This window comes from Paenibacillus sp. GCM10027630, from assembly GCF_042676305.1.
Classification (GTDB): Bacteria; Bacillota; Bacilli; order Paenibacillales; family NBRC-103111; genus Paenibacillus_S.
This window is the reverse complement of record NZ_JBHTGY010000033.1, coordinates 21,530-39,887: the sequence shown is the minus strand read 5'-3', so window position 1 is coordinate 39,887 and position 18,358 is coordinate 21,530. Positions and strand designations below refer to the sequence as shown.

The 18,358-nt window shown below is 43.4% G+C and carries 16 protein-coding genes; 1 reads left to right on the top strand and 15 read right to left on the bottom strand.

What is annotated here, in order from left to right; translation table 11 throughout:
- Positions 1–6 precede the first annotated feature (6 nt).
- The 15 genes from ACFQ0C_RS15910 to ACFQ0C_RS15840 all read right to left on the bottom strand — a co-directional run bounded on the left by ACFQ0C_RS15910 (position 7) and on the right by ACFQ0C_RS15840 (position 16,683).
- A complete protein-coding gene (locus ACFQ0C_RS15910; RefSeq protein ID WP_379368056.1) occupies positions 7–1,950 on the bottom strand; it encodes a TOMM precursor leader peptide-binding protein in 1,944 nt (647 codons plus the stop codon).
- The gene (locus ACFQ0C_RS15905) at positions 1,947–3,863 is read right to left on the bottom strand and encodes a putative thiazole-containing bacteriocin maturation protein (RefSeq protein WP_379368055.1); all 1,917 of its coding nucleotides are present in this window, start codon (positions 3,861–3,863) and stop codon (positions 1,947–1,949) included. The genes ACFQ0C_RS15910 and ACFQ0C_RS15905 overlap by 4 nt, the downstream gene beginning before the upstream one ends.
- 187 nt (positions 3,864–4,050) lie before the next feature.
- On the bottom strand, positions 4,051–4,200 hold the full coding sequence (locus tag ACFQ0C_RS15900; protein ID WP_379368054.1) for a hypothetical protein: 150 nt from the start codon (positions 4,198–4,200) through the stop codon (positions 4,051–4,053).
- A gap of 641 nt (positions 4,201–4,841) precedes the next feature.
- Positions 4,842–4,955, bottom strand: coding sequence for a YjcZ family sporulation protein (locus ACFQ0C_RS15895; protein ID WP_379368053.1), 114 nt, complete (start codon positions 4,953–4,955; stop codon positions 4,842–4,844).
- A gap of 246 nt (positions 4,956–5,201) precedes the next feature.
- Positions 5,202–6,098, bottom strand: coding sequence for a cation diffusion facilitator family transporter (locus ACFQ0C_RS15890; protein ID WP_379368052.1), 897 nt, complete (start codon positions 6,096–6,098; stop codon positions 5,202–5,204).
- 343 nt (positions 6,099–6,441) lie between these two features.
- Positions 6,442–7,167 (bottom strand): class I SAM-dependent methyltransferase, encoded by a 726-nt coding sequence (locus ACFQ0C_RS15885; RefSeq protein WP_379368051.1) that lies wholly within the window; start codon positions 7,165–7,167, stop codon positions 6,442–6,444.
- Between the two features lie 106 nt (positions 7,168–7,273).
- Entirely contained in the window at positions 7,274–8,107 is an 834-nt protein-coding gene (locus ACFQ0C_RS15880; protein ID WP_379368050.1) for a class I SAM-dependent methyltransferase, read from the bottom strand.
- Positions 8,108–8,336: 229 nt separating this feature from the next.
- Positions 8,337–8,645 carry an SRPBCC family protein gene (locus ACFQ0C_RS15875; RefSeq protein ID WP_379368049.1) on the bottom strand — a complete coding sequence of 103 codons (309 nt, stop codon included), beginning with the start codon at positions 8,643–8,645 and terminating at the stop codon, positions 8,337–8,339.
- A gap of 224 nt (positions 8,646–8,869) precedes the next feature.
- Positions 8,870–9,466: a hypothetical protein gene (locus tag ACFQ0C_RS15870; RefSeq protein ID WP_379368048.1), complete on the bottom strand. Its 597-nt coding sequence runs from the start codon at positions 9,464–9,466 to the stop codon at positions 8,870–8,872.
- On the bottom strand, positions 9,466–9,789 hold the full coding sequence (locus ACFQ0C_RS15865) for a PadR family transcriptional regulator (RefSeq protein WP_258211757.1): 324 nt from the start codon (positions 9,787–9,789) through the stop codon (positions 9,466–9,468). The genes ACFQ0C_RS15870 and ACFQ0C_RS15865 overlap by 1 nt, the downstream gene beginning before the upstream one ends.
- A gap of 204 nt (positions 9,790–9,993) precedes the next feature.
- Entirely contained in the window at positions 9,994–10,404 is a 411-nt protein-coding gene (locus ACFQ0C_RS15860) for a YhfM domain-containing protein (RefSeq protein WP_379368047.1), read from the bottom strand.
- Between the two features lie 196 nt (positions 10,405–10,600).
- The gene (locus ACFQ0C_RS15855; RefSeq protein ID WP_379368046.1) at positions 10,601–12,118 is read right to left on the bottom strand and encodes an extracellular solute-binding protein; all 1,518 of its coding nucleotides are present in this window, start codon (positions 12,116–12,118) and stop codon (positions 10,601–10,603) included.
- Positions 12,119–12,251: 133 nt separating this feature from the next.
- A complete protein-coding gene (locus ACFQ0C_RS15850; protein ID WP_379368045.1) occupies positions 12,252–13,124 on the bottom strand; it encodes a carbohydrate ABC transporter permease in 873 nt (290 codons plus the stop codon).
- A gap of 39 nt (positions 13,125–13,163) precedes the next feature.
- On the bottom strand, positions 13,164–14,093 hold the full coding sequence (locus ACFQ0C_RS15845) for an ABC transporter permease (RefSeq protein ID WP_379368197.1): 930 nt from the start codon (positions 14,091–14,093) through the stop codon (positions 13,164–13,166).
- A gap of 280 nt (positions 14,094–14,373) precedes the next feature.
- Positions 14,374–16,683 (bottom strand): helix-turn-helix domain-containing protein, encoded by a 2,310-nt coding sequence (locus tag ACFQ0C_RS15840; RefSeq protein ID WP_379368044.1) that lies wholly within the window; start codon positions 16,681–16,683, stop codon positions 14,374–14,376.
- Between the two features lie 424 nt (positions 16,684–17,107).
- On the opposite strand from ACFQ0C_RS15840, the gene ACFQ0C_RS15835 reads away from it, so the two are divergent.
- Positions 17,108–18,274, top strand: coding sequence for a sensor histidine kinase (locus tag ACFQ0C_RS15835; RefSeq protein ID WP_379368043.1), 1,167 nt, complete (start codon positions 17,108–17,110; stop codon positions 18,272–18,274).
- Positions 18,275–18,358 lie beyond the last annotated feature (84 nt).

Here is an 18,358-nt window from a genome sequence, read left to right as displayed (position 1 = left end):
GCCGTTTCATGGGAAAGGATGCGGATGCGGATTGAGTTGTTCTAGAAGCAACGGCTGCTTCACATAACCGAGTAGAGCTGGTACTTTCAACACCCTCTCTAGTTCAGTCACACGGGTGAGATGATATCCGAACGTCATCGGCAGCATTCCTGGAATCAGTACTTTCACACAGTACAATTCGTTTCGTTTCAATTCCGGAGTTGTCTGATCTACCACAATCACATCGAGGTTCAACTGGCGGAACATCAGAAGGACGTCCTTCAAGTCATCGGTCAGGTCCGAATGCGTCGGTGTCCGGTCGAATTCCTCCTGAAATGTTCGCAGAGGGCGGTTTTCCTCCAGAAGAAATTTCAGGCGCTCCTCTGCTTGCGGCAAGCTGTACAGCATTGAATGGTCCTCCATCTCGAGCACGAGAGATGGATCGTGGAACATTTGCACATACCGCTCCCGGTTAGCCTCGAACTTTTCGTCAAGAGTTAGCATCATCCCTGATAATTCATGAATTGCACTTTTGGCCGCACGAACTGGATCCGGATGTGCTCCAGCCGCGCAAATCAGGTTTACTCCCTTAGGTTTCGTATTTTTCGCCAATGCCCAAACACTCGGGATTCCGTTCTCCATAGTCGCGTTATACAAATGCAATTCAAATCCCGCCACCGTTTGCAATCGGCTGACCATGAGTTCCAATTCTAGATCGCCTGCCGATAAAGGATCAAGCCGAGGAAGCGGCAGCTGTGCGTACCAAGTCAACAAGAATGAATCTCGCTCTACCACTTCCATAATGCCGTAGAAAATGGCCTCCTCCAAGGTTCCTCCCAAGGCGCATCCGTTGGACGTTTCATAAACAAACCCTTGTCCGCAGCTGGAACTGTAATAAGCGAGCTGTTGTGGAACCATTATTGGACTTTGACGTTCAAATGAATAGCCCCAAACCCAATCGATTGGCTCGTCAGGAGTAAATGGCTTAAAAGAAAAATTGGGTAGCTTATACTGGTCCGTCGCGTATAAGCCAACTGTGACAGGATTCAGAGCATGATCCGCTAAATTGCGGTAACTGTCTCTGATCATCGTCCTTTTGCCGCGTGGCGCCATACCACAATACCGCTCCAATCCCTCCATTATGGCAGTCAACTCGCTATCCGCATAGGAATGAGTTCGACCTGCCGTTGCCTCGTCTTGGTTAAACATCGGAAGATTTACACTCACATCAGCGAAAGGTGATAAAAGATCGATCATTTTCCCATTCAAAAAGCCGGTTTTATAGTCCAGATAATCTTCAATCAGAAATCCCTTCATGTCCTCCAACGAACGGCAGCGGTAGCTTTTCTCGTTGATCTTAGGACTTGGTTGCAGTGAGATTCTGGCTGTAGACGGTGTATCGTCAAGCAAACCACCGCAAACTGGACATAACGGATCCGGCAGAAAGAAGTGGCTTGTGCATTTCAGCGTTTTTAAGTCTATGAAATACATCCGTTCTTCCGAAAGGGGCCGATCGCCCTGAAGGATCCTCTGCGACTCCGCTACGAGCAGGAACGTCATCTGTAATAGTCCAGTGCGGGATACCCACGCATCACTCGGTATTCCTTCAGTCTCAGTCAGACGCTGCTGCAGCATCCACATCTCCTTACGGTCACGTCCCGCCAAGAGACGCCGGGTATCGGCACATTGCGAACACCCGGACAAACCTGGGCGAATCAGCGGTCCTACCACGCCCTCACCAAATGCGACAAAGCCTCGCAGCCATGGAATTCCTGCTGCCCGAAGTAGTTCCTCCGCCTCCTCATGAACGGAAGGATGCCAAGCATCGTGCAGCACCAAGGCTAAATCCGTCCTTTCTGGTATTCCTGCCTTAAAATCGTACAAATGTACAATCCGGCATAAGGCGGACATCTCTCTGCATACCAGGTCCGCCAACTCGCCTACCCCGATAATGGCCACCACTGTGTTCACCGGGACTCCTCCTCTCGCAGCAACACACCGAATACTCCTTCAGGCCCTTCTTTCAAAAAAGGTTCCACGGCCAAATCCACAACAAAAAGCTCTTTACCATTCTTTCTCAAAATTTGTAAAGCATCCTGCAAAACTTTCGGTTGTGATGCTTCTTCACTTGATGGGATCACAAGATCAACCGCTAATTCTTTTCCAAAATTCACCGATGATGATTGAAGCACTTCGGCCGCACAGACTGCGGAATTGTTCTGCACCCTATGTAATGCAGCTTTGAGCGCTTTCTGCAACGCCTTTGTACTATTCAAGCCAGTACTGCCATACAAGAAATCACCTGTACCGACCCACATTGTTGGGAATCCAAACACTTCCTCGCCGATGCCGATCACCGGCGCTCCCCTCATCGCAGTCAAAGCCTGTAAATAAAACCGGCAGCGTTCATCCTCCACCTTACTTAACTGAGTCCGAATAACAGAATGCTTCCGATCTTTCTGTTGCCTCGCTAGCTGCTCGGTCAAATTTGCTTGCAATCCGCGGATAACGCCTTCCGCAGCCGTTTCCCCTACTCCGATACCGACAATTTCTTTCGTATTTACGACCATACTGACCAATCGTGATACATACGCTTCAATTCCGGTCAACCCTGCTTCCCTCCGCGCCTCCTCATGCGTCAGTCCTGCACAGACTAGCTCCGGCTGCAGCTTGGCAGGTCCCTCTGACAACGGTTCAACCGCCTGAACACGACATTGAGAGAGCGGTAGCTGCCTTAGCGCCCCTTCTTCCCAAACATGGAGAATCCCCGTTTGTGTCGAAGTCAATTGGTTAAAGTATGTCAGCAAACGGTTCGTTGCACTTTTGTCCGGGCCTCTATCAATCGAAATATTCGATATTTGAACCCTTTGGGCTGCCGCAAAACCATGTATCATAGGGTGCGGCATAAATGGATGCCAGCTTCCTTCTAATGTTTCCAGATCAAGCAGAAAGAACGAATTTCTTAACTCCGATTCTCCGGTCACTGTTTTAAATAACTCGAACACAATCACATTTGCAAGCATCGCTCCAGCTGTAGATGAGAAGACATGCAGCGCCGGATCCTTATAAACAGCTGTCTCGTGTAAGCGACGCCATGCGGATTCCCAGCATCCCTCTGACGCTGGATGTACGACCGGGCCCGCCATTCCTGTCTGATGAAGGAACATAGCCGGCACAAAAATCTTCTTCTCCGTTTTGCAAATCGAATGGAGACGCCGTAGCTCCTCAACATCTCCCTCCTGAGAGACATACAGAATCGATTGGAACGGCTGCACGACGTCTCGCCAGCCGTCAGCTCCTTCTTTACCCAGAGTGATTTCCTCAAGAAGCACCTCAGGATCCGTTCGGCGTGCGTGCTCCGCCAATTCCATCAGCCGCTGCCGATTCGTGGGCACAGAATCCGTTATCAGCATATGGAACCTGGGCAGTCCAGACTCAATTAAGGCTGAAACCAACGCAACGAAAAACGGGCCTGACCCGATCGCTAAAACGCTAGCCTGTCGATAACATTGAAACCGGTATGCGCCAGAATCGCCGAAGCTGTCTAAAAAGGCTATTTGAGCAGCGTGCTTTTGGATAATCCCATTCGTCAATTGATGAGATCGATCTTGACTCACATCTCGAATAAATCCCTTTTGGTGTAGTACGTCCGCGATTTCATACACCCGGTCCCGGTGTGAGCTCGACAATCCGTCCGTCAAATCCTCCAATGTGTATTCCCCATTAAACATCGGAATCAGTTTTTCAATCCATCGATCGATCATCTCGCCTTCCATACGGAATGTGCCTAAGTTATTCCGGAAATATACACCTTCATTTGGAACTGGGAGAAAGAAGGTGTCTGCCTTTACTTTCAGACGTGCAGCAGGGGTCAAATTTGGCATTTTACTCCTCCTAACTGTTGCAGATAGCCAATTTGTAACATCAATCCTTCATTATCATATGTAAGCCTATTCGTCCCACATGCCTTTGTCTGTAATTATTAAATGCCCCTAACAGCCTATCGCTGTACAGGGGCATTCGCTTCTTCACGCCTATGCGGTTCTCTTAAGAAACTGGTAATGATGGGAATTAAGGGTTAACGACAGCGATGGTGACAAAATCCGCCGCAGCGCTGGTTGCAAAAACCACCACAGAATCCGCTACAGAATCCACCACAGAATCCAGCACAGAATCCGCCACAGAATCCAGCACAAAATCCTCCGCAACCGCCGAAGCCACCGCAGCGGCCACCAAACCCGCCGAAGCCAACACATAGCCTTGAAGGATCTGCCGGGTTCACGCCAATCGGAAACTGACCCGTCGGGTACTGGTTTTGTTGATTCCAAGGTGTCATCTCACCTGCTTGAAATTGGGAAACGTTCAACTGTTGAAGCTCATTTTGGAAATTATTCATTGTAAATACCTCCATTTTTTTTGTAATTGGTATCAAGTAAAGATTGATCTTTATTGAACATGATAACAGTCTATGGAGCAGCATCCGCACTTGTTACTGATTCAAATGCCTATTTTTTGGGCTTTTGTACCAAAACAACTATGACGGTTTGATATGACCGAATGAACTAGCATATTAGCCCACTTGAATTCCAGCAGTTCAATCTTACTTTGAGGATGTTGGGACCATATCTCGTATAGCAAGCGTTATTATGAAATTACAGAGGTTAGTAGGCCCTTCAAAAGCCTGATTTCTCAAGTTTTTCAAAATAACATATGTAGGCATATTTATGTCACCGGTAAATTTTTTCTATTTAATTACACATTAACTGCCGAGAAATACAAAATTTTTAATAAGGTGGGTCAATAAGTTATTATGGGAAAAAGCCCTCAATCCCGCAGGAAAGAGGGCAGTGCGTCTGTATCTGTTAGATAAATGAACGAGAAACAATAACCAACAAAATAAATAGTACGAGAATTACACCCGTAGAAGTAAAAAAACCTGCACAGCTACAACTGCCTCCTCCAACTCCCAATCCCATAGTGTCTTCCTCCTTCCTTTACAACTTCTGTATTTTATGAACGAATGAGGAATAGAGATTGGACTGTTTAACTAAATAGGCGCTTGCAACGGGGAATGTGTCGTTCCAAATTTGATAGATTTACATAAGATATTATATGGGTCATCCTCCAACTGATCCATTATTTCCCCATAGGTCCTTCTGGATAGACGGTTGCATTCATTGCGCCGTCTATTGCACTGGATTCAAGAAAGCCTCCTTAGATACTCAACCATTCTCTTTGTACCATGGGTTTAAATGGACTAATACTTCTTCAACATCGGGATGCTGATTCATGATCGTTTCTTTAATGTGTCGGGAAATATCATGTCCGTTCTGAATGGTTAAATCTGCCGGAATACCGACTCTCACATCGATGATAATGTAATGTCCGTGATCTCTTGCCCGAATTCGGTCAATTCGTTTAACTTCTGGAACCGATCGAACCAAGTTGACAAATGCATTCAATTTCTCTGAATCGACATTCTTTTCCATCAAAACGCCAACCGATGTCTTTCCCATATGAACAGCCAGCTTTAGCACAAAAAAAGCGACTACGATTCCTGCAATCGGATCTCCGTAAGACAAAAAAGTAATATTATAGTAATCTCCAACCATAGCTAAACCGATCCCGATTACTGCTGCAATCGAAGCATATACATCTGCAAGATGATCATAGGCCGTTGCGATCAAACCATTACTTTTCATTTTTTTCCCGATAGACATCGTATATACATAAAGCACTTGCTTCAAAATCAAAGAAAACGCTGCAGCCACTAAAGCTATAACGCTTGCATTATGGGGAGGTTCAAAAAGTACCTTTACGGAATGGTACCCCATATAGATTCCAGCCATCCCCAAAATAATGGCCACAATACCTGCACCCACAACTTCTGCTTTTCCGTGTCCGTAAGGATGATCTTCATCCGGAGGCTGCTTGGATACACGCATGGAGCTAAGTGCCGCACCGGTAGCAACCACATCCCCCGCATTGTGAACGCCGTCAGCAATCAATACTGGACTATTATATAATAAACCAACAGAAAATTTGATGCAGGTTAAAACGATGTTACTGATTAAACTGATCCAAATTGCAAAAGCTGACTGTTTATCTTCTCTGCTCATAATTTATTCCCCCTACCAGAATTATACCTAACATCCCATCTCAAGTTCACCGTTCACAAATTTCCCCTTACAAACGGCTGTCGATCATTACACATATCCTTTTAACCTATCGCATTCTTATGGTAGCCATGTTCATCATTATTGGATCAAATGCTCCAATCTTATACAATCGTCGAATTTTGTTGATTCATACCTTGGATCATTTACTATCTGACCCAAACTTGACTATCCTCTTCATGGTTACAAAAATAACAAGCCCACTAGAAGAATTCTCCTAGCGGGCTTGGTACTAGCAAAGTTAAAATGTCAGCCTCTAAAATAAGCAGTTTCTGAATTAATGATTTTATTTTTGTGCTTTTACAATTAGAAAATGTGGATTGGTCGAAAGACGATCAAACCATTGGTTATACCAGTCAATGGACTCGGGTTTGTCTCTCAAATCTAAATCTGGTTGCGGTTCAACGATTTGGTCAATTACGAATTGTGCTGATGTAACGTTAATGATTTCTTGAAGCGGTCTCCTATAAAACGTGACCTCCACTGGACCCGACTCCTTTTTGTTCCATATTTCCATCAGTAATTCATGGGCGAAGTAATCAGGTTTTTCAAAGTGTTTAAAGACCATAAAAGGGTGATGTACGGAGAAAATCAGATGTCCACCTGGTTTCATGACACGATGGAATTCACGAAAGGTTGGCACCCAATCATCAATGTAGTGTAGAGTTAATGAGCTTACAATAAGGTTGAAGGTCTCGTCTTTAAATGGAAGCGTGTCAGTTAAATCACAAGTGAATACTCCTGCTTCATTGTCGACTCGCCTTTTACATGCTTCTACCATTGCAGGACTTAAATCAACAGCTGTAACCTGCGCACCAAGTTTTATAAATTGTTCAGTATACCACCCAGCGGCACAACCAGCATCTAGGACTGCAAGTTGATTCATATGAGTTGGCATGAGTTTCATCATGGCTGGCCGTTCGTAATAAGCGTTATGCCCACTCTGAGTATCAACATGTATTTCGTAGTCTTTGGCAAGTTTATCGTAAACTTCGAGAACCTTCTCTTTCATATTCTTCACACCCTCCGCTAAACTCAAGTTCTTTATTTCCAAAAAAAATGATTTAACCAGTAGGACTCCCGCTTTCTTATTGATCAAAATACTTATTCGACGCCACCTATATTTTCCCTTTTATAAATTTATTGGACTTTCTCACACCCTCAACTGCTAACATATACATCGTCAAAGACACGGCTTCTTGTACCATCCATTCCCGATATTCGTTTTCTGCTGTCATATATTCATTTTCAGAAATATACCCGTCTCTTTCCATTTGAACTCCTCTGCTTGAAGCTGTATCTGCCCATAATCCAATTCGAGTTTGGAACTCTTGATCTGTTCGCTTAGTTACCTCATGTTGGGGGGTTATAGTAATTTCTTCAATACCGCTTTTTTGAAACATTTCAGGAAGGTGATCGGCAATCTCGTTATCCATGCCTGCATCGGAACGCCATTTTAAATATGATGTATAGAAAGAGAGCATGCTTGGAGGGGGCAGTGGTTCCCATGATATCTTCTCATGATTGTAATCAGAAATCATAACACGCCCCCCAATTTTAGTGGCCGATATCATCATTTTCAATGCTTTCAATGGATCCGAAAGCCATATTAAAACACGAGCGGAGGTTACAATATCAAATTCTTTGTTATAGGTAAGATTATAGATGTCACCTGTTTCAAATGATAATCCTGGCAATCCTCCATGTGCTCGGCGGGCTTTTTCGATTAAGCTTGGATTACTATCAATTCCTATAACACGCCCGTTTGGACCTACTGCTTCCGCTATTCCGCGTGTTATTGCTCCTGTACCGCAACCAACATCAAGAACCGTCATGCCTTTAGTGAGTATATCTGCAAGCCTTTTATGAGAGTTTGTTAACGATCGAGAATCTAATACGTTTGTTAGCTTTCCTGATAATTCAGCCCGATTTTGAGCAGTATTTTTGTCCATAAGGTACCCCTTAATAATATTGTTTAATTATTCCGTTTACTTAATGGTACCTATCTTATCATTCAACTTTCAATTGGTATAATATATATTTAACATTAACTTTATAGGTATTAACTATTAAAATTCAAGATTCATTGATCCGCCTTTTGCTAGAAAATATATTTCTCTGCTCTTATCTTAAGTAATTTATTTCGGTATTTCAAAAATCTCTTCATATATACTTTTAATATTACTCTTTCGACGATCCAACCACTAATTCCAAGCGGAGCTTAAAAGCGCCACTTATCATCTCATCAACAAATTTATAAAGCCTTCTATATTCAGATATTCTTGAAGTAAGAGTCTGTCTTATTAAAAAATGTGTAGCTTGAAATGTAACAGTATCTCCCTCTCCAATCATTCCTGTAGTTATTCCAGCAATAGCTCTTTCATTTGTATGTTTCCATACAGTTTCAGTATGGATATCTATATTTCTTGCTAGGTCAAAACAAACTTCGATTGGAGCTTTTATTTCGATTTCGGTGTAGACTTTAATCAAAGTGTGAACCTCTTTGGGTTATATATTGTTTTAATATCTAGCACTAATTTCTTGAACATAGGTTTATGAATGCATTTTATAAATCCTATAAGCCTAAAGAATATAGGGATTGCATGGAGAATAGCATTGACTTTCTTAATCGAATCGAAGAAGGTGCAGGCATTCGATAACACCACGTTCATGCTAGAGATGCGTTTGGGTAAGCTCATAAATTCATGTAAAGCTTAATGTTTCTTTTTCAACAACGGGCCAAATAACGAAAAGAGAATGATGACGAGGCTGACTGTGGCAGTAATATAAGCGGTACCACCATGAAGAACGAGCTGGGGATCAGCGGGAAATAGACGATTGGAAACAAGAAAGAATCCAACATAGGTGAGCAAAAAGACCATACCTACTCCGTACATCAACCAGAAGGATTTACCCTTAGAGGAGAAAGCGCCCGCACGAAGAATGGTGAGTAATCCAAAGCACAAAGCAACGGAGATCATTATATAGGTGATATTCTCATATAGCGGTATCGTCAGGTCTCCACTGAAACCGTTCAGAAAACGCCATAGAAGTAGCAAGGGGATTATGGGTGCGAATGTTTTTAATTGCTCCCATTTCGAGGATTTAGGGAGTTCCCGAATGATCTCATCAGAATAGGACTTAAGATCTTGGCCGAATACTTGCTCGAACGACTTCCCCTCCCGCTGAGCAGTTAATAAATGGTCTTCAAGCTCCATTAGGATCTCACTAGCTTTGGTATCCGATACGGAACTGCTCCGAACGTAGAATTTCATTTCATTTAACAAGGTTTTATTCTTTGCATTCAACATTATACATCATCCTTTGCTATTATACGGTTTACCGCAATACTTAGTTCGTACCATTTGCTACGGAATAATTGCAGCTGCTGTTCTCCTTCAGGAGTCATTCGATAGTATTTGCGGTTAGGCCCGGAACCAGAGGGTCGCTGTGTACTTACTATAAGATTTTCTTTCTCCAGACGAAGCAAAAGCGGATAGATACTTCCTTCCTTGGCGAACACAAAGCCACTACGAGCGAGCTTCTCCATAATTTCGTATCCGTACGTTTCCTCTTCATCAATAACCGCAAGAAGGCACCCCTCCAGCACTCCTCTAACCATTTGACTGAACATAAGCATTCCTCCAATAGTGCCCTCCAAGCTATATTGCACAACAAGGTACCGAGCTATAAAATAACTAACTTGCAGTGCAAGCTAGTTATTTTATTCTATCCGATTGTTACTTGTAATGTAAGTTGAGATATTATCAATTGATGAAATTGCATTCCATATAGCTTGCTGTACGATCCTGCCTTTCAAAAAAACCAAAAAAATTTTCTAACCCCGTATCAAATCCCTTAATTTGTTCGCATGTGCTATAGGAATTTCATAACCTTGATTGGTATTTTTAAGGTCTACCAATAACCCCTTCATATCTCTATTTGTACCTAAAGCAAGATGAAAATCTTTTGTTGTTTGATCCTGGAATGTTATGCTCAAATTGTATTCTGCTGCATAATCAATCTTTTCAGACATTTTTACTGCACTTTCTAAAGCAGTTTTGAATATTTGAAAAGATTGGAAATCCTTAAATTTCTGATTGGTACATTCATTTGTATTAGCTTCCTGCTTACATATCAGATTAACTGAAACCTCGTCGATACTCAAAATAGCATCCTGGTTCTTCTCTTTGCATCCAAGGATAAATAACAGAGATAACAAGATGAAAATAAGGATATATTTTTTCACAGTAAACCCCTCCTTAAGCCTCTAGCTTATAGACGGAAAGGGTATAAAAAGGTTACATCCAGTGTTTAAAAAGTATAGTTCAGCGCAACACGAATACGACAAAACGGGTTCAGCCCCTGGTAACTTAATAGGCTGACCCCGTTTATTGCTGATTATTTTATTTTCTGCTGCTCTTCGTCGGTAATACTTTCCTCGATTACTTCTTCATTTTGGCGTAAGCTTGCTCGTATTCTTTAATTAATTGATCTCCGCCCGCTTTGCGCCACTTTTCCACCTCATCCTTCCAGCCTGCGTCGTCAAGTCTGCCCATAATGTACTTGGTCTGAGCGTCCCAGATCATTTGGTCCAGCTCCTTACCGCGTTCACTGTAAATCGCAGAGTTTAGGGTCAATGCCGGGTTTGGCACAGAATATTGGGTGCCTTCACCTTCCATTTGATTCCCTTTCACCCCGATCGGTGAATCAATCTGTGGCAACACGTTCAAGGTCTCTAAGCTGATCAGGTTGTCGCGATATGGCTTGATTTCTTTGTTGAATAAGTTCAAGTCGGTGATTTCCGTATTTTTGCCGTCAGCCGATACTTTGTAGTGCTTGCCATCAATACCACGACGCTGCAAGGTAGCCATCTTCGAATCGAGCAGTTGATCCAGGAACGTTAGGACGCGCTTCAATTCAGCCTCGGTCTTAACTGACGATTTCGGAATAACCATTACTCCGAAGTTACCCGGTTCTCCAGTCTGCCTGATGCCGTTCGGTCCTTCAAAGAAGGCCATATCGAACACGCCTTTGGGATTCACTTTGGCCATGCGGTCTTGGAAGCTTCGTCCATTGGTGGCTACTCCACCGAGCTTTATACCTACCCGCTCGCTATCAATAGCTTTATCGTGCTCGGTTAAGTCGTATACGGCGAAATCTTGGTTGATCAGGTTCTCTTCATATAGCTTTCTGAACAGCTTCATGGTATCTACATACGGCTTGGTCATAAATTCCGGCGTAAATTTACCGTTCTCTGCTGCCCAACGGTTCGGCGCGCCTTGAGTAACAGCGATCCGAGTTAAAGGAGGTTGAGTTCCTTCATTATATCTTTTGTATAGCTGGGTTCCGTAAGTATCCGCCTTGTTATTGCCATCCGGATCCTCGGTCGCGATGGCCTTCATCACTTTGTACCAATCATCCAATGTTTTCGGTATTTTCAGCCCTAGCTTGTCGAACCAATCCTTTCGATAGACGATGGCTGCCCGGCCAATGGGACGAAGAACGGGAACGCCGTAAATTTTACCTTCCACAGAGACGTTCTCGAAATATTGCTTATCTAGAGCAGCCAAATTCTTATAATCCTTAAGCATCGGTCCAATTTCCCAAAATAAACCAGATTGCATCGCGTTAATTGTCGTAGGAACGTAATTAAGTCTTACCAGCTTGGGAAGCTCGTTGGAGGCGATCATAACGTTAATCTTCTCGTCATAAGCCGCATTCGGAATCCATTGGATATCCAACTTCGTATTGGTGTATTTCTCCAGTTCTTGCTCAAATTCGTTGCCTTTCGATGGAATTTCTCCCACCTGTTGAAGCGCCATCGATAATTGCAATGGAGTATCATCCACTTTTGAAGCTCCTTTTGTTTCGCCTGTGCTTGCCGGTTTATCCAGTCCACATCCTGTCACTACACCCGCCGCCATAATGATGGCACTACATAATGCAACCCATTTTTTCATGTTCTTATCCCCCTTATTTTTTCGCTTTGCAAGTCTTGATTGATTAACTGTTCCGTATACGCTTTTTTTGAGCCCTCCCTAATTTAGATTAAAGTGATTTATTAAATGATAACGGATCTGTTGTAAAGTCCAGTCATCCCTTAACCGAACCTAACAGTACGCCTTTTGCAAAATGCTTCTGCAAGAATGGATAAACGAGCATAATCGGGATGGTCGCGAAGACGATGACCGCCATCCGGATCGTGAGCGGCTGAATGAGCTGTTCATCCGTGCTTGTGTCGCCGATCCGGGTTTGCGCCAGGATGACGATCTCCCGCAATAGCACCTGTACAGGCCAACTTTTATTGTCGTTAATGTACATGATTGCGTTGAAGAATGTGTTCCAATGGCCGACAGCGTAGAACAAACCGAAGGTCGCCAACGCCGGTGCAGACAGTGGAATTACGATTTGAAGCAGCACGCCCAGATCGTTGCAGCCGTCGATTTTAGCCGAGTCCTCCAGCCCGTCAGGAATTTGCTGAAAAAAGTTTTTTAAGACGATTAAGTTGAACCCGTTGATGGCTACTGGAAGCATCAATGACCATAACGTATTGGTCAATCCCAAACCTTTAACTACGAAGTAGGTCGGGATCAGCCCGCCATTGAACAACAACGTAAACAATACGCCCAATATGATGACATTCCGGCCGCGAAATGTTGGGCGAGAAAGCGGATACGCCAGCAATGAGGTAAATACCAAATTGATTAGAGTCCCAAGGACCGTGATATATACCGATATTCCTAAGCTGCGTAAGAGCGTATTGGTGGAAAAGATGTATTCATACGACGCCAGAGAAAATTTAGTGGGGAACAGGATAATGCCCCCCTTGGCCACCTCATGCGGATCGGTGAACGAAACCGCCAAAATGTAGATAAACGGAAGTACAGTAACTAACCCGATCAGCAACAATATCGTATAGTTGATTCCGTCGAAAAGCTTGTTTCCGAGTGTCCTGTCTTGAACCACGGGATGTTCCCCCCTCACCTATAGTAATGAATGGTAACATTAGTAAACGCCTTCCTCCCCAAACCTTTTAGCCATCCAGTTAGCCGTTAACACTAATACTAAGCCGACAACCGATTTAAACATCCCGACGGTGGCGCTGTAGCTATACTGGCCTTGCGAAAGTCCTTTTAAGAACACATAAGTGTCGAAAACTTCCCCGACTTCCCGGTTGGTCGGAGACAGCATCAGGAAGATATGCTCGAAGCCGCTGTCCAGGAACGATCCAAGTCGCAGGATGAGAAGGATAACAATGGTGCTTCGGATCGCCGGAAGTGTAATATGCCAAAGCTGTCTCCAACGATTGGCTCCGTCCATGCGGGATGCTTCATATAATTGAAGATCCACTCCCGATAAAGCGGCAAGGAAGATAATCGTCCCCCAACCGACTTCCTTCCATATGGATTGCGTGACGATCAACGTTCGGAACCAATCCGCTTCCAATAAAAAGGCAATTTTCTTGCCGGTCATCGCGTAAATCAGCTCATTCAATACGCCTCCTTCCGTGGTTAACAGTAAATAGAAAATCCCGACGACGACAACCCATGATACGAAGTGGGGAATGTACATCAGTGTCTGAACAAATCGTTTGAATCTTTCTCTTCGCACCTCATTCATCATCAGAGCCAAAACAATTGGCATTGGAAAGAAGAATATCATGTTGTAAACGGCAAGTAACACCGTGTTTCGGAACAGCTCCCAGAAAATCGGCTCACCGAAAAATCGCTCAAAATGCTTCAACCCGACAAAAGGGCTATTTAAGATGCCGATATGCGGTTTAAAGTCTTGAAATGCGATGACCAAGCCGTACATGGGCACATACCTGATAATCAGGAAGTACAATATTCCCGGTAGAGCCATAATGTACAACCATTTGTCCCGAATTATTTCGCGCATAAACTTATTTTTGACTTGTAACTTTCTTGCAGGCATTACGGTTGATAGATCTGCTTTTGCTGACATGCAACATCCCCTTCCAATCGACTATGAATGACCAATATTGGCTCATGCTTCGATTGTGCATCAGACTCCTGGAACAATAAATAGTCTGTTTTTGACAACTCGTCAAACCTGGATCTACCGCCTTGCACGAAGGGAAAATAGACTGGTTTTGACTTGCATAGTCCGTTTTTGATTATGGTGCGAAGCCTTTGAGCAGCAAGGAAAAACCCGACGGGATTAACCGTCGGGCCTGGTTCTTTGTGTACTATGTTCAATTCTTAATATGGGTATGCAACTCCCGATATTGACCGGGGGTCATGCTCGTGACTTTACGGAACGTTCGGATAAAGGCTGTGCTGTTCGTATAATTGAACTTCTCCGCAACCTCGGAGATTTTCAAAGTGGAGTGCTGCAGCCAATGCTTGGCGACATTCATCCGATACTCCGCTAAATAATCGATAAAGTTGATGCCCAGTTCTTTTTTGAATACTCGACTTAAGTAAGCCGGATGGAAGTTTAAGCTTTCCGCGCAGGATTCCAGAGAGATATTTTGATTGTACAGCTCATGGACGAGCCTCATCATTTGATTCGCGATATTGACATATTGGGTCTCTGCTTGCTTGGTCAAATAGGATGTAACCGGATCAAACAGACATTCACAGAACCATTGCATAATTTCGTCTAACGCGTTCAGCTTTTGAAAATAATCGATGGTGGCTTGTTCGCCAAGAACCTTACGTATGGGAATGTCTAGCTCTTGAATCAGTTGATAGACTCGGGAAATCAATTGCAGCATCAACGGCGAAAACTCGTGAGAGTATGCCTCCTTCTGGATCACAGCTTCCATGTATTCCCGGAAGACTAGATGGACGCGCTCTTGGTCGGCCAGCTTGAGAGCCCCTACCAATTGGTCCTCTAAAATCTTCAGCTGAGAATATACGGCCGACTTATTGCCTTGCGTCGAATCGATATCCTCGAAGTGTACAATCAGCTCCTGCCCGAGACTGATTCTTCGACGCAGCGCTTCCAAGCATTCATTGTATGCTCGCACGGCCTCCCTGAGCCGATCGAAAGGGCGGCTGATACCGATACTGATTTTAACCTGCAGGTACTGCTGAATATTCTCTTTCAGCATTTGTGCCGTATCATGCAACCGCTGCTTCAGCAGTAAAGAGTCGCTTTCTTCACAGGCCAACAGAGACACTTGCGACTGATCGATCAGGATCGGACTAAACCGGTTCGCCTGAGGCAACAGTTCGCAGACAATGTTATTGATGGCGAAGAGAAGCAGCTCTCTATCATGTTCCCGGTATTTGGTGAATTGCATCGTATCGATTTGTATAGTGAGGACTACGAGCTTATTCCACTCCGTCGGAAAATCGAAAATTTTCGTTCGATACAAGAAATCACTTTCCGAGATCAATCCGCTAAACAGCTTCAACACGAAAAACTCTTTCAGATGGTCATATTGACCGGTGATTTGCTGCTGTAGTTGCTTCCCGGTGCTGGATAATGTGCGGAACCGTTCTTCGATAATCCACAATTCATCCGAGCCCGATTCCGGCTGCTCCGATGCCCCAACTTCCTTGGAATATTCGAACAACCGGCGGATCGGCGTATACATGCGTCGGCTCCCTAACCAAGCAAACAGGAATACGATGACGAAGATGACTACGCAAAGGGCCAGCGTAATCCCCCCGATCTTACGCGATTTTGTCGTGATTTCCTCAAGTGAAACGACCGATACGTAAATCCAGCCGTTATAATTCGACACCCTGTAATTAACCAACACCGGAGTGCCGTTCAAAATCTCATTGACAAATCCGACTTCTTCGTTCGCTTCTTTTGCTTTATTAACGATATCCGTATTGATCTCGGAGTAATTGCCTTTTGTTACAGATAGAAAGTCGTTGCCATCGCGGTCTAAAATATATTTTTCACCCAAACGATTATTCTGAGTAAGCAGCTCCTTGAATTCTTTCATAGCAATATCAATAATTAGCAATTCGCGGGGAGTGTTCGGGCTGGGGATTGCCGGAATTTTGCATACCAGACTGATGGAATTCACCACATTCGTATCCGACACGGTATCCCCCTCGCCTTCTGAGGTCAGATTCACATATTTGCGGTATACCCAGAACATGTTATTTCGATGCTTTGTATATTCCATAATTTGTTGCCGATACGGATGGGTGCTAAAGCTGCGGAATAAACTGAAATTGACAATCCAATCGTCGTACAGGTTGATCAGTGATGCGTCGGTTACGTGGGCAAATGTCTGAAGGCTGTATAAACCTTTGGATAAGTCCCGGATCCTGGTGAAATCGTAAGGATCAAGCGGCTGAATGGCCGAATTGATCACGATCGTTGAATTCATGTATTGTATGGCCGAAAGCTCAAGAGTTTTCAGCACCTGCTCTACGCGAATTTGAGTTTGCTGCAGGATCTGGGCATTGCTTTCATTAGCATTATCTTTTATATCACCGGAAGCCATATAGTAAGAGGTTGCCCCGATGAACAACACCGGAATAGCTCCCAATACAATGCCGAATACGATTAACCACAACAGAAACTTAGGCACAGTCCCGCACCCTTTCTTTAACTTGAAATGGCTTGCCATAGTCCGAAAATCACATACAAGGTATTGTAAACGGTTTCTTTTTGAATCGTATTTATATTGTAGAGGTACATATCATTACAAGCGATAGCTCTTATTTAACTCCTTTAGTAAAAATAGTCCCCACAACGTGTATAGTCTCTTTTTAACCTGCAAGTCTTGGTGGAAGCATCCACAAAAAACAGACCAAAACTGAAAAATACAGTCTTGGTCTGCTTTTCTGTTAATGCTCAACTGACAAAGATCGAAACCTTTTAAAAATTCTATCTAATAATGCTCACTATAATTAGCACCTACCTAGTTACCGAGAGCGTAAAAATTTATATATAGCAGGAATACATAAATTTATAGAGAAATAGTGAAAATCAACTCAGAAAGTTGGATGATTATGCAGCGTAATCATGATAGCCTTCGTTCGATATTAATTTCTTCAATCCCGAAAATTCTGGATACGCATTTCGATGCCATCCGTAACCAAAGCCATGAAGCAGATATGTTTGTTCAGACACAGCAAGATTTTTTAATCGCGAGTATCACAGAGATTCAGACAGATATGATCCATGCTTTATTTATGACATCTGCTAAATATAGTGACTATTTGATTTCATCACAAGCACAAGGATATGTGCAAGGAAAGTTTACAGCTAACACTTTAGGTGAGCACGATCAGATCGTTCTGGAAATAAGCAAAAACTTAAATTTAACTTCTCAAGGTATCATGATTGACATTATCGAAGAGTATGTGGATGATTCTAGTGACCGTGTGTTTTTTGTCAACCGCTTAATGGAATGTAATTGGAATCGTTTTACCGGCTTTGCTCAAGGCTATCTGGCAAGTAAAGAACAACAGATTGATCATTTACATACGCAAAAGGTATCAGTAATGGGACAAATGGCAGCAGGTATGGCTCATGAAATACGGAATCCACTAGCATCAATCAAAGGTTTCGCACAACTAGCTAAGCACAAACTTCTGCAGCCGGTAATTAAGGCGGACGAACTGACTCATTATCTTGATTTATGTATTAATGAAATAGATTCCCTAAATAGGTTAGTTACGGACTTCCTGCTGTTGGCACGAAAAAGCGATAACATAAATCATGACGAGACAGTTGTTGATGTTAAAAGGGTTTTACAAAGAGTTATCGGCATTGTAGATCAGATCGTATTAAGCGATGAGATTGATCTTTCAACAAATATTTCCGAGCAAGAACTTTTCACCTATGGCGACGCTTCTCAGCTTGAGCAAGTGTTCTTGAATATATTGAAAAACGCTATCGATTCCATTTCGAAAACGAATGGTGTGATACAAATTTTGGCTGCAACAGTTTCTAATAACATTTTCATTAAAATCACTGATAATGGGACCGGCATGTCTCAGGAAACTCTGGATCGAATCTACGATCCATTCTTTACGACTAAGGAAACCGGGACGGGCATAGGCTTATCTATTTGCAAACAGTTAATTGAACGCCATAATGGCAGGATAGAGCACAAATCTGAAATTGGAAATGGAACCATCGCAACGATCGTTTTGCCAATATATAAACAATGACATTCTGGACAGATGGTGATGCTGCACCGATAAAAAAACGCGCCGCTCTAAATGGAGGAGAACAAGCAATTTGCTCCCCTCCTC

Bases quoted from the DNA above. Each gene is read 5' to 3' on its own strand.
- ACFQ0C_RS15905 (WP_379368055.1), bottom strand. From the start codon at position 3,863: ATGCCAAATTTGACCCCTGCTGCACGTCTGAAAGTAAAGGCAGACACC.
- ACFQ0C_RS15895 (WP_379368053.1), bottom strand. From the start codon at position 4,955: ATGGGATTGGGAGTTGGAGGAGGCAGTTGTAGCTGTGCAGGTTTTTTT.
- ACFQ0C_RS15890 (WP_379368052.1), bottom strand. From the start codon at position 6,098: ATGAGCAGAGAAGATAAACAGTCAGCTTTTGCAATTTGGATCAGTTTA.
- ACFQ0C_RS15885 (WP_379368051.1), bottom strand. From the start codon at position 7,167: ATGAAAGAGAAGGTTCTCGAAGTTTACGATAAACTTGCCAAAGACTAC.
- ACFQ0C_RS15880 (WP_379368050.1), bottom strand. From the start codon at position 8,107: ATGGACAAAAATACTGCTCAAAATCGGGCTGAATTATCAGGAAAGCTA.
- ACFQ0C_RS15870 (WP_379368048.1), bottom strand. From the start codon at position 9,466: ATGTTGAATGCAAAGAATAAAACCTTGTTAAATGAAATGAAATTCTAC.
- ACFQ0C_RS15865 (WP_258211757.1), bottom strand. From the start codon at position 9,789: ATGTTCAGTCAAATGGTTAGAGGAGTGCTGGAGGGGTGCCTTCTTGCG.
- ACFQ0C_RS15855 (WP_379368046.1), bottom strand. From the start codon at position 12,118: ATGAAAAAATGGGTTGCATTATGTAGTGCCATCATTATGGCGGCGGGT.
- ACFQ0C_RS15845 (WP_379368197.1), bottom strand. From the start codon at position 14,093: ATGCCTGCAAGAAAGTTACAAGTCAAAAATAAGTTTATGCGCGAAATA.
- ACFQ0C_RS15835 (WP_379368043.1), top strand. From the start codon at position 17,108: ATGCAGCGTAATCATGATAGCCTTCGTTCGATATTAATTTCTTCAATC.